At 42.7% G+C, this 24,907-nt stretch carries 25 protein-coding genes; 24 read left to right on the plus strand and 1 reads right to left on the minus strand.

The window, feature by feature from the left end; all coding sequences use genetic code 11:
- Positions 1-172: 172 nt before the first annotated feature.
- From MHZ92_RS02745 to MHZ92_RS02815, 15 genes are all read left to right on the plus strand, one after another.
- On the plus strand, positions 173-943 hold the full coding sequence (locus MHZ92_RS02745) for a CheR family methyltransferase (protein WP_239429980.1): 771 nt from the start codon (positions 173-175) through the stop codon (positions 941-943).
- 143 nt (positions 944-1,086) lie between these two features.
- Complete coding sequence (aroC, locus tag MHZ92_RS02750) at positions 1,087-2,268, plus strand: chorismate synthase (protein WP_239429983.1); 1,182 nt, start codon at positions 1,087-1,089, stop codon at positions 2,266-2,268.
- A gap of 1 nt (position 2,269) precedes the next feature.
- Complete coding sequence (gene aroB, locus MHZ92_RS02755; protein WP_239429986.1) at positions 2,270-3,370, plus strand: 3-dehydroquinate synthase; 1,101 nt, start codon at positions 2,270-2,272, stop codon at positions 3,368-3,370.
- A gap of 2 nt (positions 3,371-3,372) precedes the next feature.
- Complete coding sequence (gene aroH / locus MHZ92_RS02760) at positions 3,373-3,738, plus strand: chorismate mutase (protein WP_239429987.1); 366 nt, start codon at positions 3,373-3,375, stop codon at positions 3,736-3,738.
- Positions 3,739-3,765: 27 nt separating this feature from the next.
- Positions 3,766-4,860: a histidinol-phosphate transaminase gene (hisC, locus tag MHZ92_RS02765; protein ID WP_239429988.1), complete on the plus strand. Its 1,095-nt coding sequence runs from the start codon at positions 3,766-3,768 to the stop codon at positions 4,858-4,860.
- Positions 4,861-4,862: 2 nt separating this feature from the next.
- Positions 4,863-5,978, plus strand: a complete 1,116-nt coding sequence (locus tag MHZ92_RS02770) for a prephenate dehydrogenase (protein WP_239429989.1) — start codon at positions 4,863-4,865, stop codon at positions 5,976-5,978.
- A gap of 15 nt (positions 5,979-5,993) precedes the next feature.
- Entirely contained in the window at positions 5,994-7,292 is a 1,299-nt protein-coding gene (gene aroA, locus MHZ92_RS02775) for a 3-phosphoshikimate 1-carboxyvinyltransferase (RefSeq protein WP_239429990.1), read from the plus strand.
- A gap of 42 nt (positions 7,293-7,334) precedes the next feature.
- A complete protein-coding gene (locus tag MHZ92_RS02780) occupies positions 7,335-8,597 on the plus strand; it encodes a tetratricopeptide repeat protein (protein WP_239429991.1) in 1,263 nt (420 codons plus the stop codon).
- Position 8,598: 1 nt separating this feature from the next.
- Entirely contained in the window at positions 8,599-9,150 is a 552-nt protein-coding gene (locus tag MHZ92_RS02785) for a ReoY family proteolytic degradation factor (protein ID WP_239429992.1), read from the plus strand.
- Between the two features lie 57 nt (positions 9,151-9,207).
- On the plus strand, positions 9,208-9,657 hold the full coding sequence (locus MHZ92_RS02790; protein ID WP_239429993.1) for a DUF2487 family protein: 450 nt from the start codon (positions 9,208-9,210) through the stop codon (positions 9,655-9,657).
- Positions 9,658-9,873: 216 nt separating this feature from the next.
- On the plus strand, positions 9,874-10,380 hold the full coding sequence (locus tag MHZ92_RS02795; protein WP_304649556.1) for a ubiquinol-cytochrome c reductase iron-sulfur subunit: 507 nt from the start codon (positions 9,874-9,876) through the stop codon (positions 10,378-10,380).
- A 22-nt stretch (positions 10,381-10,402) separates the two neighbouring features.
- The gene (gene qcrB / locus MHZ92_RS02800) at positions 10,403-11,077 is read left to right on the plus strand and encodes a menaquinol-cytochrome c reductase cytochrome b subunit (protein ID WP_239429995.1); all 675 of its coding nucleotides are present in this window, start codon (positions 10,403-10,405) and stop codon (positions 11,075-11,077) included.
- A gap of 49 nt (positions 11,078-11,126) precedes the next feature.
- A complete protein-coding gene (locus MHZ92_RS02805; RefSeq protein ID WP_239429996.1) occupies positions 11,127-11,897 on the plus strand; it encodes a menaquinol-cytochrome c reductase cytochrome b/c subunit in 771 nt (256 codons plus the stop codon).
- Positions 11,898-11,985: 88 nt separating this feature from the next.
- On the plus strand, positions 11,986-12,597 hold the full coding sequence (locus tag MHZ92_RS02810; protein WP_239429997.1) for a DUF1405 domain-containing protein: 612 nt from the start codon (positions 11,986-11,988) through the stop codon (positions 12,595-12,597).
- Positions 12,598-12,667: 70 nt separating this feature from the next.
- The gene (locus tag MHZ92_RS02815; protein ID WP_239429998.1) at positions 12,668-13,336 is read left to right on the plus strand and encodes a zinc metallopeptidase; all 669 of its coding nucleotides are present in this window, start codon (positions 12,668-12,670) and stop codon (positions 13,334-13,336) included.
- 53 nt (positions 13,337-13,389) lie between these two features.
- Here MHZ92_RS02815 and MHZ92_RS02820 read toward each other — a convergent pair whose 3' ends face one another.
- Positions 13,390-14,262: a YitT family protein gene (locus MHZ92_RS02820; protein WP_239429999.1), complete on the minus strand. Its 873-nt coding sequence runs from the start codon at positions 14,260-14,262 to the stop codon at positions 13,390-13,392.
- An 89-nt stretch (positions 14,263-14,351) separates the two neighbouring features.
- Here MHZ92_RS02820 and MHZ92_RS02825 point away from each other — a divergent pair, with 89 nt between their 5' ends.
- From MHZ92_RS02825 to dinG, 9 genes are all read left to right on the plus strand, one after another.
- A complete protein-coding gene (locus MHZ92_RS02825) occupies positions 14,352-14,696 on the plus strand; it encodes a nucleotide pyrophosphohydrolase (RefSeq protein WP_239430000.1) in 345 nt (114 codons plus the stop codon).
- The gene (dapB, locus tag MHZ92_RS02830) at positions 14,686-15,486 is read left to right on the plus strand and encodes a 4-hydroxy-tetrahydrodipicolinate reductase (protein ID WP_304649553.1); all 801 of its coding nucleotides are present in this window, start codon (positions 14,686-14,688) and stop codon (positions 15,484-15,486) included. The genes MHZ92_RS02825 and dapB overlap by 11 nt, the downstream gene beginning before the upstream one ends.
- Before the next feature lie 24 nt (positions 15,487-15,510).
- Positions 15,511-16,653, plus strand: coding sequence for an N-acetyl-alpha-D-glucosaminyl L-malate synthase BshA (gene bshA / locus MHZ92_RS02835; protein WP_239430002.1), 1,143 nt, complete (start codon positions 15,511-15,513; stop codon positions 16,651-16,653).
- Entirely contained in the window at positions 16,650-17,843 is a 1,194-nt protein-coding gene (locus tag MHZ92_RS02840; RefSeq protein ID WP_239430003.1) for a CCA tRNA nucleotidyltransferase, read from the plus strand. Before bshA ends, MHZ92_RS02840 begins: the two co-directional genes overlap by 4 nt.
- Positions 17,818-18,804 (plus strand): biotin--[acetyl-CoA-carboxylase] ligase, encoded by a 987-nt coding sequence (locus MHZ92_RS02845; protein ID WP_239430004.1) that lies wholly within the window; start codon positions 17,818-17,820, stop codon positions 18,802-18,804. The genes MHZ92_RS02840 and MHZ92_RS02845 overlap by 26 nt, the downstream gene beginning before the upstream one ends.
- A 239-nt stretch (positions 18,805-19,043) precedes the next feature.
- The gene (panB, locus tag MHZ92_RS02850; RefSeq protein WP_239430005.1) at positions 19,044-19,889 is read left to right on the plus strand and encodes a 3-methyl-2-oxobutanoate hydroxymethyltransferase; all 846 of its coding nucleotides are present in this window, start codon (positions 19,044-19,046) and stop codon (positions 19,887-19,889) included.
- The gene (gene panC / locus MHZ92_RS02855; RefSeq protein WP_239430006.1) at positions 19,879-20,778 is read left to right on the plus strand and encodes a pantoate--beta-alanine ligase; all 900 of its coding nucleotides are present in this window, start codon (positions 19,879-19,881) and stop codon (positions 20,776-20,778) included. The genes panB and panC overlap by 11 nt, the downstream gene beginning before the upstream one ends.
- A complete protein-coding gene (gene panD / locus MHZ92_RS02860; RefSeq protein ID WP_239430007.1) occupies positions 20,753-21,133 on the plus strand; it encodes an aspartate 1-decarboxylase in 381 nt (126 codons plus the stop codon). The genes panC and panD overlap by 26 nt, the downstream gene beginning before the upstream one ends.
- 956 nt (positions 21,134-22,089) lie before the next feature.
- Entirely contained in the window at positions 22,090-24,867 is a 2,778-nt protein-coding gene (gene dinG / locus MHZ92_RS02865) for an ATP-dependent DNA helicase DinG (RefSeq protein ID WP_239430008.1), read from the plus strand.
- Positions 24,868-24,907: the final 40 nt, after the last annotated feature.

Below are 24,907 nucleotides of genomic sequence, written 5' to 3' on the forward strand. Positions count from 1 at the left end.
TGAAGCCGTGCCCGCGGAAAGCGTCCGCCTGAAGCGGAAATCCTGTTATATAAGATATAGCATGCTTCATTCCAAAGTATCTTTGTCCAAAAGAAGACACATTTGGAAAGAGGCACATTTAACGCCTTCTTTCCGGTATAATAGATGAAAAAGATTACCAGGGGGATTGTTCATGTCAGACTACATCGATTTCATATCGAACATAAAGAAAAAGACTGGAATCGACTTATCGCTATACAAAGAAGCTCAAATGAAAAGAAGACTTACCTCCCTCTATGAAAAAAGAGGGTTCCGCAACTTCTCGGATTATTATGAAGCCATACATAATGACAAGCAACTCCTCGATGAATTCCTCGACCGGATGACAATAAACGTCTCCGAATTTTATCGGAACGCTCAACGATGGGAAGTGTTGGAAAAGAAAATCTTCCCTATACTTCTTGCGAAAAACAAAAAGCTAAAGATTTGGAGTGCCGCCTGTTCCACCGGGGAAGAACCGTATTCACTTGCTATGGTATTGGCATCACACGTCCCATTGAGGGATATATCAATTTTGGCCACTGATCTTGATTCGGGTGTATTGGAAAGAGCAAAGGTCGGTCTCTATCCCGAAAGATCCTTGAAAGAAGTCCCAAAACATATTTTGGACAAGTATTTTGTCAATGAAGGACAGCATTATCAAGTGAAAGATGAAATTAAAAAAACTGTTCAGTTTAAACGACAAAACCTATTAGGGGATTCATACGGTTCGGGTTTCGACCTCATCGTGTGCAGAAATGTTATGATTTACTTTACGGAAGAAGCTAAGGATCAGATTTACTCCGATTTTTCCAAAGCGCTTAGACCTGGCGGAATTCTCTTCGTTGGAAGCACTGAGCAAATTTTCAATCCTTCCAAATATGGCTTCGAATCAGTTGAGACATTCTTTTACAGGAAACTTTGAGAAAACGTTTTCATTTCACAAATCCGGAGAATTACCGGATTTTTTTATTAATACCTATAGTCAAAATTGTTTTAGTTTGATAAAGTGCTATGAAACGGATGTTTATCCATCCTTGAATAGAGAGAGATAAAGGAGGAAATAAAATGAGGTTTTTCACTGCTGGAGAGTCACATGGACCACAGTTGACAGCCATTATAGAAGGTTTGCCTGCTCAAATGCCATTGACAGCGGAAATGATCAACAATGAATTAAAAAGACGGCAAGGAGGCCACGGACGTGGTCGCAGAATGCAAATCGAAAAAGATCAGGTGCTTATTACCTCAGGTGTCAGGCATGGCAAGACACTCGGGTCACCTGTGACGTTAACGGTTGTTAATGATGATTGGAAGCATTGGACGAAAATTATGGGAGTCGAACCGTTGCCGGATGATGTCAACCCTGCGGATATTAAGAGACAAATCACAAGGCCGCGTCCGGGACATGCGGATCTCGTCGGTGGCATGAAATACGGACACCGCGATTTACGAAACGTACTGGAACGATCATCAGCGAGGGAAACAACAATGCGCGTTGCAATCGGCGCTGTAGCAAAACAGTTCCTTCGTCAATTAGGCATCAATACAGTAGCTCATGTGACGGAAATTGGTGGCATAACGACAAATCCTGAGGCTTATTCCGGCTTACAAATTGACGAACTACGAAAAATCATTGAAAACGATCCTGTTTATTGTGCTGATAAAGAAGCGTCTGCACGAATGGTTGCGGCTATCGATACTATTAAAGAGCGCGGAGATACACTGGGAGGGGTCGTAGAAGTTATCGTGGAAGGTTGCCCACCAGGAATCGGCAGCTATGTCCAGTTCGATCGCAAAATGGATGGCAAGCTCGCTGGGGCCATGATGAGCATTAATGCATTCAAAGGTGTTGAATTCGGATTAGGCTTTAAAATGGCTCAAAAACCTGGCAGCGAGGTCCATGATGAAATCGCTTGGTCAGAAGATCTTGGCTATTACCGAAAATCGAACCGTCTCGGAGGTCTTGAAGGTGGTATGACGACTGGCATGCCAATTGTCGTCCGAGGTGTGATGAAACCAATCCCGACGTTGTACAAGCCGCTTGAAAGCGTTGATATCGATACGAAGGAGCCTTTCGTAGCAACGATTGAAAGATCGGATCCTTGTGCGGTGCCAGCAGCATCCGTAGTAGCGGAGCATGTTATTGCAACGGAAATGGCAAAAGCGATTATGGAGGAATTCCGTTCTGATACGATGGATGGATTGAAGGAAGAAATTGAGCGGTACCGACAATATGTGAAGGAGTTCTAAAATGGGGAAACTGACCATCCAATTGCCTGATGTGCAATATGATGTGCATATCGGCGAACACGCATATGATTTATTTTCATCCGACTATAAGAGCTTATTGGACATCGCCGATCGGGTCGGCATCATCGCAGATAAACAAGCAGCCGACCTACACTTGAGCGTTCTGCTTGATGCACTGGAAAATGCCGGTGTCTCTCCGTCCATAAAGATTGTACCTTCTGGTGAAAAATGTAAAACAGCGCAAGTATTTTTCGAGTGTCAGTCCTATTTAGTAAAGGAGAATTTCACACGGAATTCCCTCCTTATAGCATTCGGAGGAGGTGCGTGCGGAGATTTAACAGGTTTTGTCGCAGCCACCTTCATGAGAGGCATAAAATTTGTTCAATGTCCTACGACAATACTTGCTCATGACAGTGCGGTCGGCGGCAAAACTGCCATTAATCTGCCGGAAGGGAAAAATATGGTCGGTTCCTTCCATCAACCGTCAGTAGTCCTATTCAATACAAAGCTGTTAACGACATTACCGACTCGCGAAATCCGTTCGGGCATGGCTGAATTAATAAAACATGCCTTCATTTCTGACGCAGTATGGGCTGAACAGTTACTGGAAGAAAAGGGATTTATCAATCCAACTGAACAATGGTTGTCAAGGGAGCTTTTAAAAGGGATCCAAGTAAAAGCAACTATTGTTGCGGAAGACGAATTTGAGCATTCCACGAGAAAGTTTTTGAATTTCGGCCATACGTTCGGGCATGCTGTAGAAGCGGTTTGCGGATTCGGAGGCCTGAGTCACGGGGAATCAATTATGATTGGCATGGCGTATAGCTTTATTTTGAGCGAACGTCATGGAAAAGTGGACGCCTCATTTACAGATCGATTTATTCGATTCGCTAGAAAGAATGGTTATTCATTTGCTCCCGTATTGGAGCATACCTTTGATAGTTTCCTTGAATTCATGGTAAAAGATAAAAAAGCTGCATTCGGCGAAATGAATTTCGTCATATTGGAAAGCTTGGGCAAGCCATTTGTGAAAAAAGTTACAGCAGAGGAATGTGAACAAGTCTTTCTTGATTTGCAGAAAAGAATAGAAATGGGGGAGTAGTCTTGACAGTAAGAGGAGTAAGGGGGGCAACTACTGTTGTTTCCGATCAACCAGAAATCGTACTTGAAGCGACAAAATCCTTAGTACTTGAAATGGCTAAGGAAAACAGCATAGCTCCTGACGAGATCGTATCAGTCATCGTATCAACTACACGGGATATCGAATCGACATTTCCTGCCAAGGCAGTCCGGACTTTGGACGGTTGGAAATACGTACCGGTAATGTGTACCCATGAAATGGACGTTCCAGGATCGATGCCACTTTGCATTAGAATTCTAATGCATGTCAATTCAGAAACGCATCAAAAGAACATTAAACATATATATCTTAATGAAGCAGTGAGGCTGAGACCTGATTTACAAAACTAAAATGAATAGCAGAGCGGAGGAATACATATGCAGTGGAAACAAGTTCTCTCGACTATGAAGCCGTATAAGCCAGGCAGATCAACAGATGAGGTGAAAAAGGCTTATGGATTGGAAAATGTCGTTAAATTGGCTTCGAATGAAAACCCATACGGTTGCGCTCCGTCAGTAACCGAGTTCTTACGTAATGCCTCGATGCCATTTGAAATCTATCCGGATGGCCATGGGACAACCCTCCGCACTAAATTGGCTAAGAAGCACCGCGTCGATGAAGCGTCAATTCTTTTCGGAAATGGCTCCGATGAAATTATTTCAATCATTTCACGCGCTTTGCTGGATGAGCACGTTCATACGATAATACCGACTCCGTCGTTCCCACAATATGCCCACAATGCTAAAATTGAAGGCGCCGATATTACGGAAATTCCTTTGCGAAACGGGTATCATGATTTGAATGATTTCTTAGATGCGATTAATGAACGGACAGCTATCATATGGGTGTGTAATCCGAATAATCCTACTGGGAGTCTTATACCGAGTAGTGAAATTGTACAGTTTTTAGAAAAGGTGCCTGAAAACATCCTTGTCGTTCTCGATGAGGCGTATTTTGAATACGTAACAGATCCGAACCATATTGATTCCATAACACTTTTGGAAAGATTTCCAAACATCCTAGTTTTACGAACGTTTTCTAAAGCTTATGGATTAGCATCTTTCCGAATTGGATATGCGGTTGGTTCACCTGCAATTATTACCGATTTAAATAAAGTACGTAACCCATTTAATAATAATACACTTGGAGTAACGGTTGCCAGTATCGCATTAGAAGATAATGCTTTCATCGAAAACTGTCAAAAGCTGAATGAAATACAAAGGGAGCGTTTTAAAGCATTCGCTTCTGAGAAAGGAATTCACATGTTCGATTCCGAAACAAACTTCGTTTTGGTGGAAGTGCCTGGTGATGCGGATGAGGCTTCAGAATTCCTTCTACAACAGGGCTATATCGTCAGAAGTGGAAATGCCCTCGGGACACCTGGATACGTCAGGGTGACAATAGGATCGGAAGAACAGACGACAGGGTTACTTCAAGCGTTTAATCTTTTATTAACAGAAAAAGGTAGATAATAATGACTGAAAATGTAGCAATTATAGGATTGGGACTTATAGGCGGCTCTTTAGCACTTGCATTGAAACGTGGGGAACGTCAAATTCATATAACGGGCTTTGACCGTTCCTATGCAACTGCTGACGAAGCTTACCGCCGCGGTATTATTGATACAATTGCACCGTCTGCGAAATCGGCATGTGAAAAAGCTGATTACATCATTTTTGCGACGCCTGTCAATACGACAATTGCATTGATGGAAGAGGCGATGGAATGGACATTGAAAGAAAATGTCATCCTATCGGATACGGGAAGTACAAAAAGTCCAATCATGCAGGCTGCGGAAAGACTTGAAAGCAAAGGTTTAACGTTCATTGGCGGACATCCAATGGCAGGGTCGCATAAAAGCGGCATCGCAGCAGCGAAAGCTCATCTGTTCGAAAACGCGTACTATGTTTTGACTCCGGGTGAGAGGGCGAGTGCTGAGCAAATTGAAAAACTGTCTACTCTTTTAAAGTCTTCCAAAGGTAAAATCGTTATTTTGGATGCGCAAGATCATGATCGGATGACTGCTATTGTTAGTCATTTTCCACATATTATCGCCTCCTCACTCGTCGGAATGTTGGCTGACCAAGAAAAGCAACAGCCATTTGTGAAAAAACTAGCTGCAGGCGGTTTCCGTGACCTGACCCGGATCGCTTCTGCAGATCCGACAATGTGGAGGGATATTACGATACAGAATCGGGAAGAGTTGCTTGGACAATTGGATAGTTGGCTGCAGGAAATGCATTCAATCCGTTCGATGATTGTTGAAAATGATCCCGAGCGTATCTATGATTTCTTTTCCGACGCAAAAGAATATCGTGACCGTTTGCCTTCCACTTCCGAAGGGGCTGCACAAGGTGCTCTATACATGACTTTCGATTTGCACATCGACATACCCGATACTCCAGGTATTATTTCTGAAATTACGAAAATACTTGCAGATGAACAAATTAGTATTACAAATATACGGATTGTCGAAACGCGGACAGATGTATATGGAATCCTCGTCATCAGTTTTCAAACTGCAGAGGATCGTAAAGCGGCAAGAGCGATTCTTGCAAAAAAAACGGATTACAGCATGCATATTCTCTAATGAGGGGGACTCGACATGGTTGAAACGAAAACAGTGAAATTCGACAAGCCGGTAGTAAATGGATCCGTCAAAGTGCCAGGGGACAAATCCATTTCCCATCGTGCTATTATGTTAGGGTCGATTGCGGAAGGCCGTACAGTTATAAAAGGATTCCTCGATGGAGAGGATTGTTTGCGAACAATCGAGATTTTTAAGCGTTTAGGCGTTTTCATTGACCGTATAGGTACAGATGTCGTCGTCGAAAGTCCTGGAATAAGGAACTGGAAGACACCAACTGAAGAGCTCTATGCGGGTAATTCGGGAACGACAGCAAGACTGATGTTAGGAATTTTGTCGAGTTCTACTGTCACTTCCACATTGACGGGTGATGAATCGTTATCAAAGCGGCCAATGAAAAGGGTGACGATCCCTTTGCAATCGATGGGAGCCTCGATTTCTGGAGGAGAGTATCTTCCGCTCACGATAAGCGGGTCAATGCTTAAAGGGATTGACTATACGATGCCTGTAGCAAGTGCACAAGTGAAATCTGCCATCCTGTTTGCAGGGCTTGGCGCAGATGGGAAGACCTCCGTTAGGGAAACTGCCGTTTCGAGGGATCATACTGAACGGATGCTTAAACAGTTTGGAGCAACGGTTGAGCAGGATAAAGGCACTGTCAGCATACAAGGCGGGCAAGTTCTTAAGGGAACAAACGTCACAGTTCCAGGTGACATTTCCTCTGCTGCATTTTTTATGGCAGCCGCTGCAATGATTGAAGGAAGCGAAGTCGAATTTGTAGATGTCGGTCTAAATCCAACGAGAACAGGAATTATTGAAGTACTGAGAAAAATGGGTGCTAAAGTGGAGATTGTTGAACAAAACGGTGAAATAGGCGAACCTTATGGCATCGTTAAAGTATCGCATGCACCGTTGAAGGGAATTGAGATTAGCGGGGATATCATCCCGACGCTTATCGATGAAATTCCAATCATCGCACTGCTAGCTACACAAGCGAAAGGAACGACAATAATTAAGGATGCTGAGGAACTTCGTGTCAAGGAAACCGACCGTATTGCGGCTGTCACGGAAGAATTGACGAAACTTGGAGCCGATGTGGAAGCAACGGAAGATGGAATGATTATTAAGGGACCTACGGTTTTATCAGGTGCAGAACTGAAATCGTATGGTGACCACAGAATAGGTATGATGGCTGCCATTGCAGCTTTGCTTACGGATGGTCCAGTCCAAGTTGAAGACACTTCATGCATCGCCATTTCCTATCCAAACTTTTTTGATCATTTGACAAAACTCGTTCTCAATGGCGATCAAGAATAATTTTCCTAGTGTATACAACATGAAGGATCAGGTGAAAATATGATGCAGTTACATGAATTTGAAAAAGCAGTACTCGATGGGGATATCGGCCAAGTGAACGATTTGATTGATCGAGCGGAAAAGGCCGGGGATTTCGATCTCTTATATGAAGCTGCAAGTTTTTTGGTCGATTTTGGGTATGTTGGTCAAGCAGATCATATTTACGAGACATTAATCTCCTATATGCCTGATGAGCCCCAATTAAAAATTGACCGTGCAAGTACATTAATGGAGCTAGGCGATGAGGACGATGCATTGCTGTTGCTCTCGGAAGTGACGCCCGACCAAGAGGAATATACCCAAGCACTTTTAGCCCTTGCCGATTATTATCAGATGATCGGCATGGCGGAGGCGGCTCTTGGAAAAGTGAAAGAAGCGCTTGCAAGATCGCCTCACGAGCCAGTCATCCGTTTTGCAAATGCCGAACTATTGTTGGATGCTGGAAGGTATCTCGAAGCCGCGAAGCATTATTCAGAGCTTTACGATGAAGGTTATCATGAAATTGCGGGAACGAGTATTCCTTTCCGTCTTGCAGAGACGTATAGCGCGGGTGCAGCTTTCGAAGATGCGCTCCCTTATTACGAAGAGCTATTGAAAGATGAGCAGCTTCCGGACACGATTTTCGGTGCAGCGTATGCTTATTATCAAAGCAATCAACCTGAAAGGTCGATACATTTACTTGAAGATTTGATTGCGATGGACCCTGATTATTTTTCCGCTTATATGCTCGTTGGTCAGGCTTATTCCCAACTGGGGAATGATGAAAAAGCATATGAACTATTCGAACAAGGCATTGCACGTGATGAATTTGACAAGGAACTTCGTCTGTCAGCGGGTAAATCAGCACTGAAGCTCGGACTGCCCCTAGAGGCAGAGGAACACTTGCAACAAGCGATTGCACTTGATCCCGAATATATAGATGCCATTATTACACTCGCATCTCTCTATAATGAAAGGAAAGAGGACGAGAAATTAATAAGGCTGCTCACAGATCTAGATGATGGAAATTTAGATATTCCGCTTTTGTCCGCATTTAAAGCATATGCTTTAGAAAGAGAGGAACAATATGCACATGCATACGTATCTTACAGTAAGGCATATGTTGGAATGAAGGATGATCCATCATTTTTGGATAAGTACGCAAGATTCCTTTTGGATGAAGGAAAACGGGATGAAGCTATCGAAGTAGTTAAGACATTGGTAAACCTTACACAACAAGAGGAATGGACCGCTTTTCTTGAAACGTTGAATGACGAGGAGGTGTGATATGACAGCCATGATTCCTGTCGCTGCCAAAAAAGACTTCGTACGGTGGTTTTTAAAGCGCTATAAATTAAAGCGCCGGGAATGTGTGTGGATTCTGAACTATCTGTTAAGCCATGAGCAACTTCTTCAAAACGTCCATTTTACGGATGAAGCACATTACTGTCCGAGGGCGATGGTGATTTCAACAATAAATTCGGAAAGTATCCCTTTCCGTTTTTACAAAGGCAATCTGATGACTGCTGATGCGGAAAAATCATTTCATGATCTACGTCTCCATCCGGAAGAAAAAATGTACATTCAACTAAACTTCCCGAACAGCCATGCATGCCCTCAATATGCGAGTGTACGCGAGGAAAATCCATTCCTTCCCGCAGAACTCCAAGTGAGTGCAAGAGATCGAAAGATTGCTGAGCAGCTGCTTGAGGAAAGTGTTGCTTCATTGTCTCTTGAACTTCTTATGAAGAGGGTTGATGAGGCACTAGATGCCAATGATCGGGAACGATTTCTCGTTTTGTCAGCAATGTTGAACGATATGAAAATCACAAAAGACTAATGACTCCGTCTTCCAGATGGAGTCATTTGCATGACTATTTTTAAGGGGCTGGTTTTAATGAATTGGACAGGCAAGGATATGGATACATATTTGCTTCAAAAAGAATATATCGATACACTAGTAGTACCGCTTGTAAAAATAGAAACGAAGATTGATAATATGAAGACTAGTGCATCATCAACAGAATTCATTATGCATCTAGCTTCTCTCATTGAGACACAGTTCAAAGGAAGGATGATGTTTGCGCCGCCATTTTCCTACACAACAACGACGGATTCATTACATATGGCACAAACGACCTTAAGGGAGTTTTCCGACACGAGTTTTAAACATGTTTTCTTCCTGACAACCGATCATGCTTGGACTTCAATTGAGTTGCCTGGACAAGTTATTTGGATGCCTTCGATTCCACTTGAAAACATGGAGGCCTCTTTACGGCAATCGATTCTGGAAGATCAACTTCGTCAAGTATTGCCAAAATTCACTGAGCAATGGTCAAAGCAATAAGTACACCAAAGAAAGTTGATTTTCACATATGCATTTAGTCAATGGTAGTGGATATGGTTGGAACATGTGTAAAATTCATGAATTGTTCACAATCTACAAGTACAGCAGAAAGCATGATTGAATTTACACTAATATTGATATATCATAGATATGTCCTAGTTTTACAATTAGCAATAGTATGTCCGTTGGACTGATTTCGGAGTAAGAGGAGGGAAACTGATGAGCAGCAAAGTGTCAAGACGCCAATTCCTAAGCTATACCTTGATGGGTGTCGGTGGATTCATGGCTTCAGCAATGTTGATGCCAATGGTTCGCTTTGCGGTCGATCCAGTATTGCAACCGAAAGGTGAAGGTGAGTTCGTTCCAACTCCACAAAAAGTGGACGAGTTGACTGAAGTGCCTGTACGCGTTGACTTTACTATTAAAGATCGTAAGGATGGATGGTACAAATCCGATGTATCGAATACCGCTTGGGTTTATAAAGAAGGCGATACGGTCATCGCACTTTCTCCTGTCTGTAAGCACCTTGGATGCACGGTGAACTGGGAAGGCGACGAGAAACATAAGAACGAATTCTTCTGCCCTTGCCATAATGGACGATACGAGAAAAACGGTAAAAACATACCAGGATCTCCACCACTCGGACCACTCGATGAGTATGTAGTCGAAATCGTGGATGGATATGTCCACCTTGGAAAAACGGTTCCAAACACATTAGTTTAAAATGTAAGGGGGTACGACCGAAGTGCTAAATAAAATTTATGATTGGGTTGACGAACGGTTGGATATCACCCCGATTTGGCGGGATATCGCTGACCACGAAGTACCTGAGCACGTAAACCCTGCACACCATTTTTCTGCATTCATTTATTGTTTCGGAGGTTTAACGTTTTTCGTAACGGTCATCCAGATTCTTTCAGGTATGTTCCTTACAATGTACTACACCCCGGATATTGAAAATGCATGGAAATCCGTTTACTATCTTCAAAATGAAGTAGCATTCGGTGAGATTGTGCGTGGAATGCACCACTGGGGAGCATCTCTAGTTATCGTAATGATGTTCCTGCATACATTGCGTGTATTCTTTACTGGCTCATATAAAAAACCTCGTGAATTGAACTGGATCGTCGGAGTATTGATTTTCATTACGATGCTAGGTCTTGGTTTCACAGGTTACTTATTGCCTTGGGATATGAAAGCGTTGTTCGCGACTAAAGTAGGTATTGAAATTGCAGCATCGGTTCCTTTCATCGGTGAGCAGATCAAAGTCCTTCTGGCGGGCGATTCCACAATCCTTGGTGCTCAAACATTAACAAGGTTCTTTGCGATTCATGTATTTTTCCTACCTGCTGCTTTGCTTGGGTTGCTTGCAGCGCACTTTATCATGATCAGAAGACAAGGTATTTCCGGACCGCTATAAGATCTATATCGATAGTGATTGTCTGAAATTAGAATAAGGAGGGGACATCATGCAACGCGGAAAAGGGATGAAATTTGTCGGAGATTCGCGCATTAAGGCAACGAATAAAATGCCGAACGTCCCGAAAGATTACTCAGAATACCCTGGTAAAACGGAAGCATTCTGGCCAAACTTCCTCTTGAAAGAGTGGATCATCGGCGCCGTCTTCCTTGTCGGGTATCTAATACTGACAGTTGCCCATCCGTCACCGCTTGAGCGTCAAGCAGATCCGACGGATACAACATACATACCGGTTCCAGACTGGTATTTCTTATCCATGTATCAATTGCTTAAATATGAATTCGCATCCGGACCATACAACGTCATCGGTGCGATCGTAATGCCTGGATTAGCTATCGGTGCTTTGCTGCTGATGCCTTTCTTGGATACATCGAAAGAGCGTCGTCCATCTAAACGCCCTCTTCCGACTGCTTTCATGCTTCTAGCGTTCGCAGCTCTTTTCTATCTAACATGGGAATCCGTTGTGAACCATGACTGGGAAAAAGCGAAAGCGCAAGGTGCGATTGTTGAAGAAGTTCAATTCGACCCTGAGTCGGAAGGATACCAGATTTACGCTGGATCATCATGTATCGGCTGTCACGGTGACGCATTCCAAGGCGGATTAGGACCAGCATTGAGCAACACTGGACTTACTGCTGATGAAATTGTAGACATCGCACATAACGGTATTGGAACAATGCCAGCAAACCAGTGGACAGGTTCCGAGGAAGATTTGCAAGTACTTGCAGAATTCCTTGAAAGCCTAGGAACAGAAAAGTAATACAACTCGAAAAAGAGTCAGGTGACTGACTCTTTTTTTTTACAAACTATTATACATATTTATTACTGACATACTTCTTTTTAGGGAGATGGTCGTGATTACTATTGTCAATCGTATTTGGTTTCTGCTGTCGCATAAGTCATTTTTGTGGATCTTGCTCTTCGTTAATTTACTCGGAACTGTATACGGCTATGATTGGTACATGTGGCAGTTGGAAATAACAGAACCGAAATTTTGGATTTTTGTACCCGACAGCCCGACGGCTAGCCTTTTCTTTACACTTGCGATCATCGGTTGGCTTCTCAATAGGAATTTCAAATTAATCGAGGCATTAGCGTTCATAACGCTTGTCAAATATGGATTATGGGCGGTCGTCATGAATTTGCTCACACTGCTTGAAACGGGTTCCATCGGATGGGTCGGATGGATGCTTGTCGGCTCTCATTTTGCAATGGCAGTGCAAGCGTTCCTCTATAGTCCATTGTACCGATTTGGCTTCGGACATATTGTCATCGCTGCCATTTGGACATTGCATAATGATGTGATTGATTACGTATTCGGCCAAATGCCGATTTACCACGATTTAATGAAACATATGCAACAAATTGGATATTTTACATTTTGGCTTTCCATTGGGTGTATACTTTTAGCATTTATCCTATGGAGAAAAAGGGAAAAACGGGCAACTGTTATAGCATAATAGCAAATAGTTGCGGATATAAAGTGTACGTTATAAAATAAAGAGAGATAGAAAAAGGGAGGGAAACACTTTGTTTTTGATCTATTTGGGGATTATCATATTGCTTCCATTGTATGCCCAATTCAAAGTTAAGAATACGTATACGAAGTACGCAAAAGTTCGTTCAACGTCAGGCATGACAGGAGCACAAGTGGCGAGGCTCATCCTTGATCGCAATGGTTTGCAAGATGTGAAAGTTGTTGAAAGCCAAGGAGTTTTGACTGATCATTATAATCCATTGACCAAAACAGTGGCATTGTCGACCCAAAACTATCATGAAGCGTCTGTTGCGGGCACTGCGGTTGCTGCACACGAAGTCGGACACGCCATCCAAGACGCGGAAGCCTATTCGTTCTTGCGTTTCCGCCATCGTTTAGCACCAGTAGCCAACATTACGTCAAATGCTTCATGGATTTTCATCATTATCGGTATACTTGCCTCAAGCATGAACTACATGCTCGGAATAGGGATTGCCTTGATGGCAGTAGGTGTCCTTTTCCAAATCGTGACATTGCCTGTGGAATTCAATGCATCTACTCGTGCAATGAATCAAATTGTTGAGCATGGAATTATCCGTAACGAAGAAGAACCGCATGCGAAGAAAGTATTGAGTGCTGCTGCGATGACATATGTCGCTGCCACAGCGGTTGCTGTTATGGAACTAGTTCGTCTTTTGTTGATTTTTACGAACAGAGAATAATTCAAAACCCGACCGCTTTAAAATGGTCGGGTTTTTATATGGTTTCGTTATTGTTAACGTTCCAAAGGGCGTTTCTGGTCATCGAGCGTGAAGCCTTCACCTAATACATCATGGACGTCAGTGACAGAGACGAACGCATGCGGATCGATAGAAGTGACAATGTTTTTCAAACGCATCATCTCATTTTTACCGACGACGCAATATAATATTTCACGGTCTGATTTCGTGAAGTGGCCGTATCCCTTGAAAACAGTGACACCCCGATCCATTTCCAATGAAATTTTGGAAGCGATCGTATCTTGAGCTTCCGAAATGATGAAAGCTCCCCGTGCTGCATAAGCACCTTCCTGAACAAAATCGATGACTCGTGCGCCTACGAAGAGGGCGACCAACGTATACATCATGGACCGATGATCCAAGTAGACTGCCCACGAAACCAAAATGACGAATGCGTCGAACAAAAACATTGTCTTTCCCATGCTCCAGCCTATGTACTTATGCGCCAAACGTGCGATAATATCTACACCGCCTGTTGTTCCACCATATCTGAAAATAATACCGAGCCCTATACCGATAAAAACACCTGCGAATAAGGCAACAAGGAACATGTCCCCTTCGAGGTGAATATTAAACTGATATTTCATGAACACTTTCAGGAAGACAGAAACAGCGACCGTACCGATAACCGTGTATATAAAAACCTTTCTTCCTAACAGCTTCCAACCGATGATGAACATCGGAATGTTCAGTACTAAGTTCATGATGGCGGGATCCCAGTTGAAGGCAAATAGGAGGATAAGCGTAATTCCTGTAAATCCGCCTTCGGCAAGTTCGTGTTGAATATTAAAATGCACAAGACCAAAACTGAATATCGCAGCACCCAGTATGATAAAGAATATATTTTTGAGTTTTATTCCACGAAACAATAGAAGACCACCTTTCTTGATGAAAACAACTGATTTTTGACATTAGTCCTATGAATGAATACGATATCAAATGAAGGGTAAGGAAGCAAATGGAACAAGCGAAAACAATGAAAAATTTACAAGAAGAAGTCCATGCATACATATCAGGTTTTGAAGAAGGATATTTTCCTCCGATGGAATTGATGGCCCGGCTTACAGAAGAGCTAGGCGAGTTATCGAGGGAAGTGCAACATGTTTATGGCATGAAAAAGAAAAAATCAAGTGAGGAAATCAAGTCTTTGGAAGAAGAGACAGGTGACTTGCTTTTTGTTCTCATCTGTTTCGCCAATGCACAAGGAATCAATTTAGAGGATGCGTTACTGAGGGTCATGAATAAATTCAAGGATCGTGACGCCGACCGTTGGAAAAAAAGGAGGAGCAATGATGAAAATTAAAGTAGCTATAGCAGGTGCCCGAGGAAGAATGGGAACGACTGCAATCGAAACGATCGAGGCAGCAAATGATGCAGAAGTTGTTGCAGCACTTGATTATAAATATGATGGTTTACATTTACATAACGGTTCCATAAATGATGGGAAACATGGAATACCTATCTATACATCGCTTTCTAAGTTATATGAGGAGCACACGCCTGCTGTTTTGTTGGATGTGACAGATCCAGATGCAGTGTTCAATAACGTGAAGGCCGCATTGTCAATTGGCGTTCACCCTGTAGTCGGTACGTCTGGATTGTCAAACGAGGAGTTGCAGGCAATTTCTGATTTAGTGGAGTCAACACAAGTTGGTGGAATCATCGCACCGAATTTTTCAATTGGAGCCGTACTTATGATGAAATTCGCCGCACAGGCAGCCCGCTATTTAGGAGATGTCGAGATTATTGAAATGCATCATGATCGTAAACTGGATGCTCCGTCTGGAACAGCTGTTAAAACAGCCGAAATGATTAAGGAAAACAGACCGTCACATATTCAAGGACATCCATTGGAGCAAGTCCATTTGGAAGGCGCTCGTGGAGCGGATGTAGAAGGAATGAAGATCCATAGTGTCCGGTTGCCTGGTCTGCTGGCGCACCAACAAGTCCTTCTTGGAGGAGAAGGCGAGCTATTAACTTTACGACATGATTCATTTGACAGAAAAAGCTTTATGCCAGGAATCATGATGGCGATCCGGGAAGTGATCGGCCGAAACGATTTAGTGTATGGGTTGGAAAATATTATCGATTAACGTTGGTCGGAAGAGGTGCGTTCTATGAGAAAATTGAAGGTCGGTGTAATTTGCTATCCCACATTAGGGGGCTCTGGAGTAGTTGCGACAGAACTCGGATTGAAAATGGCGGAGAAAGGACATGAAATGCATTTTATCACGTCGAGTCGCCCTTTCCGTTTTCCCGATATCCATCCTAATATATTATTCCATGAAGTGAAAATTGATGGTTATGCTGTTTTTAAATATCCGCCTTACGATATCGCATTGGCGAATCGAATTGCACAAGTGATTGAAGAAGAAGAGCTTGATCTGCTGCACGTGCATTATGCTGTCCCGCACGCTATTTCCGCAGCACTTGCAAAAGATATGGCGAAATCGGATATTGGTGTCATCACAACTTTACATGGAACCGATGTGACTGTTCTAGGGCATGATCCCGCTTTGAAAAACACTGTTCGTTACGGAGTAGACAAATCCGATTTAACGACCGCGGTTTCCGAATCGCTAAGGCAAGAAACACTATCGTTAATCGAGCCAGAAAAAGAAATATTGACAATTTATAATTTCATTGACGAGGAAAAGTACAAGCCAGTAGATCCGGGTACGTTAAAAACAGATTTGGGAATTCGGGAAGATGAAAAAGTCATCATTCATATTTCAAATTTCAGAAGCATTAAAAGGATTGGAGATATTATCGATAGCTTCAAACTTATTCGGGAGGAAATCGATTCCAAATTATTATTAGTCGGTACAGGACCGGAAAAAATAGAAATGAAGAAGAAGGCAAGCGAAGAAGGTTTGGAAGATGATATTATCTTTACGGGTAAGCGAGATGATCTTCCAGAATTATTGGCAATTAGTGATATTATGTTCTTATTATCGGAAAAGGAATCATTTGGTCTTGTCCTACTAGAAGGGTTTGCTTGTGGAGTGCCAGCAATTGCGACAAATATCGGTGGCATACCTGAAGTAATCGAGGACGGAAAGAACGGATTTCTCATCGAACTTGGGGATGTGGAATCAGCTGCCGAGAAGGCGAAACTGCTACTTTCAGATCCAATTTTGCATCAAAACTTCCGGGAAAGTGCAATAAGAACAGTCGTTGATAAATTCGATTCGGAATCGATCGTACAACAATACGAAGAGCTTTATTACGAGATCGCGAAAGTGGCTGACATCCGATGACTTCAGAATTTGGAACTGCGTCAAGCCGGAAAGTCGTCCGCCTATTGGAAGAAGCAGGGTATGAGGCGGTATTTGTAGGGGGAGCAGTTCGGGATCATTTACTAGGCAAGGAAGCATCAGATTTCGATATTGCAACGTCTGCCTTTCCAGGTGAAGTGAAGCAAGTATTCCCTCATACAATCGATGTTGGAATTGCACACGGAACTGTTATGGTCATCATGGATGATGAACCGATTGAAGTGACAACGTATCGAACAGAAAGTACATATACGGACCACCGGAGGCCCGATGAAGTGAATTTCGTCAGATCCTTGAAAGACGATCTGCAGCGCAGGGATTTTACGATAAATGCAATAGCATTAACGCTTACCGGTGAATTAATTGATCCATATGGAGGTATAGAGGATCTAAAAAACCGGAAAATCCGGGCGGTCGGCAATGCTAGCGATCGATTTCATGAGGATGCGTTACGTATGATTCGTGCAGTTCGATTTTCATCTGTTTTAGCATTTGAGATAGAAAGTAAAACCTTTCTGGCGATTGAAGAAAATGCTGAAAGTATTAAACATGTCTCAGTGGAACGTATTAAAGCAGAAATGGATAAGCTATGGAGAGGCGTCAATCCCGCCAAGGCGATAGCGGCGTTAAGGGAAACCGGGTTATCGGATCATTTGCCTCTTTTCCCTTCGTATGTCCAATTGTTAATGGACTGTGCTCCTTTTACGACTACTGACCAAGGCTGGTCCGCTTTAATGCTTACAGGGCATTATTCCGCATCTGATCTTGCAAAGGCTTATAAGCTTTCAAATCGAGAAAAAGCATTTCTATCGGACGTACTAAGCGCATTTGGCAGAAGACAAACGAGTCCATTTACAATTGATGATTATTATCGGTTCACGCTTGAAGTACTCGTTGCGACAGAAAAGGTTTGGCAAGCGATGCATCCTGAAGAAACCGGTATACCCGTACACGAAATGAAACGAATGCAAGAAAGTTTGCCGATTCGCTCCAAAGATGATTTGAAAGTGAATGGAAAAGACTTGCTCGCTTGGACTGGCCAAAGAGGCGGTAGATGGGTCGGCGAATGGATGGAAAGAATCGAATATGCGGTGCTGCATCGACATTGCCCGAATGATTTGGATAAAATAAAGGAATGGTTTTTCAATGAATGTAAAAAACGCAAGAGATGAATTGTTGAAAAAGCTTTTTGAAGCCCAAGGAAATCCGGTATCCGGACAAGAGTTTGCAGAAGAATACGGTCTTTCAAGAACTGCAATCTGGAAATATATTAAGGAATTTGAAGAGGATGGCTATGAAATCGCTTCAATCAAAAAAAAGGGATATGTACTGATCGACATTCCAGACATTGTGAACGCTGCTAATATCCGAAGATTTTTACAGACGAAAACTTATGGGACAACGATCGATTACTATAAAAGTTGTGATTCGACACAGAACCTCGCGCATGATTTTGCACAAGCTGGAGCACTGGACGGAACCCTTATCATTTCGGAGGAGCAGACAGCAGGGAAGGGAAGGCTGTCCCGTCCATGGAATTCGACAGCCCATAAAGGAATCTGGATGAGTTTGATCATTCGACCATCGTTAATGCCACAGCAGGCACCACAAATGACGCTCGTTGCAGCTGTTGCAATCGTTCGGGCGATTGAAAACGTCAGCGGAATTGAGGCTACGATCAAATGGCCGAATGATATTATGATCAACGGCAAAAAAATGACTGGTATTCTAACAGAGCTTCAATCTGAACCTGACCGCGTGAAGGCAATTATTCTTGGAATTGGCATGAATGTTAATCACGAAGAGGAAGATTTTCCAAAAGAACTAAGAGATATTGCAACTTCTCTAAAAATTGCATGCGGCAAAAAAATCGATCGGGCGAAATTGATTGCTGAAATTCTTGGTTTTCTTGAATTGTATACGAAGATGTATGAAAAGCATGGATTCGGTCCGATCAAACTGCTCTGGGAAAGTTATTCAAACACGGCAGGAAAACAGATCCGAGCAGTTATGTTGAATGAAACGATCGAAGGGACTGCTCTAGGTATTTCAGAAGACGGTCTATTAGAACTTAAACTTGATGATGGCACAGTAAGAGGCATCTACTCTGCGGATATTGTTATTAAAGATTGAATCTATACAAATATCAATAGATTTGCTATAGTATGGTCGAAGGGCAATATCGACAGGAATTGCACCTTTATCGGCTAGAAAATTGAAAATCGAAAAAACCTAATAAGTTCTGCCTTGATCTTGCATAAGACAGGGACGGAGGAAACCCAAAATAGTAAACCTACAATCCTTCTGCCCTTTTTTAGGCTGGAAGGATTTTTTGGTTTTCTCCACTTTGATAAAAAAGGGAGAGGATACGGATGAAAAGCACTACGGACTTCACGAAAATGAAACAGCTTGGTGAAAAAATTGTCATGTTGACTGCTTATGATCACCCATCTGCACAATTGGCTGAGGAGGCAGGAGTCGATGTACTTCTTGTAGGGGACTCTCTTGGCATGGTCGTCTTAGGATACGACTCGACAGCTGCTGTCACTGTCGATGATATGATCCATCACGGAAAAGCGGTCAGAAGAGGTGCGAAGGACACGTTTGTCGTCGTAGATATGCCTTTCGCTTCCTACCATGGTTCCGAAGATCGGACATTGGATTCTGCGGTACGCATCTATCAAGAGACGGGTGCAAACGCCCTAAAACTGGAAGGTGGAGGACGGGTGATCGATACAATCCGGCTATTGACGGAGACGGGAATTCCTGTAGTTGCTCATCTAGGACTACTCCCACAGTCAGCAGCTGTCGTAGGGGGTTACAAAGTACAAGGGAAGACTGCAGAAGCCGCAGAGCGACTAATCCAAGACGCTGTTGCTTGTGAAGCGGCAGGCGCCTGTATGATTGTTCTTGAATGCATTCCTTATCAGTTGGCGGAGCAAGTTTCGAAAGCAGTCACTGTTCCAACAATCGGAATAGGCGCAGGAGCAGAGACAGACGGTCAAGTGCTCGTTTTTCACGATACGGTCAAATACGGAAACCATCATATTCCTAAATTCGTAGAAGCGTTTGCAGATATTGGAACGGATATCCGTAACGGTTTAAAAGAGTATGCAGCAGCTGTCAAAAAGGGTGAATTTCCGGCTGAAGCACACCGTTTTACAATGAAGGAAGATGAATTAGTCGCGTTATATGGGGGATTGAAGGATGGTCATTGAAAGTACCAGCATCGAAGTTATTGAGACGATCGAGGAACTACAACAAAGGCTGAATCGAAATGAACGGAAAAATGCAACAGTCGGTTTTGTTCCTACAATGGGCTTTTTGCATGAAGGGCATTTATCACTTGTAAAGCATGCTAAAGAACAAAACGACATTGTTGTCATGAGTATTTTCGTCAATCCAGCACAGTTTGGTCCTGGAGAAGATTTCGAATCCTATCCGCGTGATCGTGAGAGGGACTTACGACTTGCAAGCTCTGCAGGTGTCGATATTGTATTTATTCCTTCAGTTGAGGAAATGTATCCGTCTGACGGTGGTATCCGAATCTTGCCGGGAGTGCAAGCAAATATGCTTTGCGGTGCTTCAAGGCCTGGACATTTTGATGGCGTACTCAAAGTGGTCTTGAAACTATTCAATATTGTTGATCCGGACCGTTCGTATTTCGGTTTGAAAGATGCCCAGCAATTGGCGATCATCGAGACGTTTGTTCGGGACTTCAATTTGAGGACAGCTATCGTGAGAGTTCCAATTGTCAGGGAAGAGGATGGCTTGGCAAAAAGTTCACGTAATGTGAATTTGACCGCTGCAGAGCGCTCTGAAGCTCCGGCAATCTATCGGGCATTGCAAATAGGATCCGATTTATTTGCCAGTGGTTTTGATCCAGAAACGATCGAACAGCGGGTCGGTGAATCAATAGTCTCCAATAGTTCAGGGACGATTGATTATGTTAAGATGCTATCGTATCCTGATTTGGGCCCAGTCACTCAGCATTCCTCCGAAGTGATTTTAGCATGTGCCGTAAAGTTTTCAACAACAAGGTTAATAGATAATATTATTATGTCAACAAAGGATGGTACTTATGTTCAGAATGATGATGAACAGTAAATTGCATCGCGCCACTGTAACGGAAGCGAATTTGAATTATGTAGGAAGCATTACGATCGACAGCGACTTGCTTGATGCGGCAGGCATGCTTCCTAACGAGAAAGTCCATATTGTCAATAATAATAATGGGGCAAGGTTTGAAACGTATATTATTGCAGGCGAGCGTGGCAGCGGAGTCATTTGTGTTAATGGTGCGGCGGCCAGATTGGTTCAACAAGGTGACATCGTCATTATCATTTCCTATGTGTATGTATCTGAAGAAGAGGCACGTAACCACCAACCTACAGTTCTCCTCGTGGATGAACAGAATCGTATTAAAGAAGTAATCAAAGAGGCACCAGGCATCATTGCCTGATAAAATAAGTAGCTGATGGAGGATAGATCTTCCTTCATCAGCATTTTTATTGTCATAACCATGTATGAGTAAAATGTTTGTGAGTAGATCAGAAAGTTTCTAGCATGCTACTTATAACATTATTTCCGTTCCGATCGGACGCTTTCCGCGGGCACGGCTTCAGCCTCCTCACTACGCTTTGCTTCGTTGCGGGGTCTTCAGCTCGTGCTGTTCCCGCAGGAGTCGCCGATCTCCACTTCAATCAATTGGAATATACATGGAATCGTACTGGTAACTGTAAAGGCATGAAAAAGGAGTCCACTTCTTGTATAGTAAAGTTGCAAGCTAAACACTACAATGTACGAATCCTTATTAAATTAGTTTCATTCAAAGAATTGAAACAGATTTATTCAGGAGACTTCAACAATCTTATACAGATGTGTTTCTACAGTTCCTGATCAATCTTGATAAGCAGCTTGCCGTATATCGTAATAAGGCGTAACAAGTTTAAAACAGCCAATGAAACCCTGTCTATAAAGGATTAAAAGGATTAAAAATTACGAAAATCATTCTAATAACGAATTACAATAATTTCGAATGTGCTTTACGTTGGAATTTAAATGTTTCCAAAGAGGACACATACTTAGAAGTTGTCTCTGTTGATTGGAGCGGAAGGCGCCGACTCCTGTGGGATCAGCTGGACAGGTAAGACCCCGCAGTGGAGTGAAGCGACCGAGGAGGCTCACCGCCAGCCCCACGGAAAGCGTGCGCCTGAAGTGGAAATCAACACGTCCAAATTTGAACTTTTATAAAAATAATGTTAGCACAAAAAAACTTTAACTATATAAGAAATGTAATACGGTCTTAAAACAGTACCCACAAAAACTTGACTCATACATAAACACCTAATAGCGCAATCGGCCCGCTGAATATGATACAATCTGCTGTAGTATTCAATACAGGAAGTTGATGATTGAATGGATAATCGTACATATGCAGTCGTTGACTTGGAGACGACTGGACATTCCCCGTCCAGGGGTGACCGGATCATACAAATCGCGATCGTTTTCATTGAAAACGGAATCATAACGAACAAGTATGCTCGTTTTGTCAATCCAGAACGTGAAATACCTGCGTTCATCCAACAACTGACAGCCATTACGGATGTAGAAGTAAATTCTGCTCCGACGTTCGATATGATTGCGCAAGAAGTCTCTGAATTGCTTCAAGGGACTGTCTTTGTCGCGCATAATACCGATTTTGACCTGTCATTTTTACAAAGCGAACTTAAGCGTTGCAAAGTGGCTGGATGGTCGGGAAAGAAAATTGATACCGTGGAGCTATCTAAAATTCTTTTCCCGTCTTCCTCAAGCTATCGTTTGCAAGACATTGCAGAGGAACTGAATATAGAACTTCCTGCTGCGCATCGGGCAGATGACGATGCGGAAGCAACGGCGAATTTATTTTTGACCGCAATAGCAAAGCTTAGGACTTTGCCGGAAGAGACATTGAACTTATTGCATAGACGTTCATTCTCTTTACGGTCTGATATTTCAACACTTATATACGAAGCGTTGAAGCATGTCCAAAAGACGGGTGGCAGTGGAAAGCTGCCTTTATTTAGAGGGATTCCTTATCGGGTTGGCGGGAAGTCATCTTCAGTGTTAGCAACCAGTTGTCCGTATCCGAAATTGGAAAAGGAGAAAATTGCTATTTTGAAGAAAGGCTATCCTTCTTTTGAATTCCGAAAATCCCAATTGACATTCATGGACACGGTGTGGGAAACAATTACATTACATTCCGAAATCGTGGCCGAAGTTCCTACGGGGGTAGGAAAAACAGTCGGCTATTTGCTCCCTGCAACGATCCATTCATTGCAGACAGGAAAGCCTGTCGTCATCAGTACGTTCACTAACCATCTTGTCGACCGGATCATAGAAGATGAAGTAGAGCGTATTCGAAAAATGTTAGGCATCGAATGCACTGCAACCGTCCTGAAAGGAAGGGAGCAGTATATTTCGCTTGGCAAATTCGAAGAATTATTACGAATTACCGATGAATCGTATGATGAGACATTTACAATTATGCAGATTCTCGTTTGGCTGACAGATACGGAAACGGGAGATGTCAATGAATTGAATGTATCCGGCGGCGGCCAATTATTTGTCGACAGAATCCGAAAACGGAGTAATCAATTGACAGAAGATGAAAAATCAGCTGATTACCATCAGAGGATGATGAACGAATGCAGCCGATCAAACCTCATTATCACGAACCATTCCATGTTGTTATCAGATTCCAACCGTGAACAAAGGATATTCCAAAATATTTCTGGCCTGATCATTGATGAAGCTCATCAGTTCGTTTACACAGCGGCTAATTCCAAAGAGACGGTCCTTTCCTATATGAATTGGAAATATGTTATGGGTCAGCTAAGTTCAGATGCCGATGGACAGCTACTCCAACAAATCATGAAACTTTATAGGAAATTCGGCAATTACGGAAATCAAGCATTTGAACAACTTACGGATTCCTTTGAACAATTCACAAATCTTTTTGACGACGTTGCAAACCTATTGTCGAATCATCGTCCGCAAGCAAAAGGTGGACAGCAGGGAAACCGAGTAATTTTCGCTTTAGATGAATTGGAGGATAATGGAGCTCTCTTTTCGCAAATGGCTGAAAAGATGAACAACTATGTTCAACATGTGCAAACAATAAGCTCTCGATTGGCTATTCACAAAGATAATATGTCGAAGAAAGAGCAGGCATTTTTATCCGAATGGGATTATTGGCTTAGAGAATTAAAAATAAAAGCAGGAGAATGGGTAGAAATCTTTTTGGACAACGAAACTGATCATTTCACAGTCTGGATCGAAAAGGATAAAAGAAGCTTGCCTGGCAGCCTGAACGTTGTGAAAAGTCCTGTAGACTCTGCATTGATTATGAAAGACTTTATTAGGGGTCTACAACAACAAATGATTGGAATCGTCTGGACATCAGCAACAATGACGATCGATCAAGATGAACGTTTTGTTGCAAGACAATTAGGCATAGCGGAAAATGTACGTGTTTTGACTTTTGATGCTCCGGCTCAATTCTATGATAATGCTGGGATATTCATCGTCGAAGACATGCCATCCATTCAACATGTATCACAAAGTGATTACATTGAAGCAGTCGCGGATGCCGTTGTCCAGACTGTCATTGCGACAGGGGGCAGGCTATTCGTCCTGTTTACTTCACAAGATATGCTCCGCAAAACATATGAATTAATTTTGGAAAGTGAATTATTGAGTGATTATGCCCTCATTGCACAAGGGGTAAGCTCAGGTAGTCGAATGAAATTATTGAAGTCGTTCCGACAGTTTGGTAAATCAGTTCTGTTCGGTACAAACAGTTTCTGGGAAGGCGTCGATGTTCCTGGAGAGGCTTTGTCTGCCGTCATCATTGTCCGGCTGCCGTTCTCATCGCCTGATGAAGTCGTTTTCAAAGCGAGAGCTGCTAAACTCCTCGCGAGCGGTTCAAATCCATTTACTCAATTGTCATTGCCAGAAGCAATATTGAGATTTAGACAAGGATTCGGACGACTGATCCGTTCATCTGGAGACAAAGGTTTTTTCATTATTTTGGATCGACGCGTTGAAACAAAATCATATGGGAGGCGTTTTTTAGATGCACTCCCTTCGGTTCCTATTCAGAAAGTGTCATTAGAACATATGGTGAATAAGCTCGAAGATTGTTATAATAAGTAGGAATCCAACAATAACGGAATGCAGAAAGCTTTCCAAATTG

Source organism: Sporosarcina sp. ACRSL (assembly GCF_022346605.1).
Taxonomy (GTDB): Bacteria; Bacillota; Bacilli; order Bacillales_A; family Planococcaceae; genus Sporosarcina.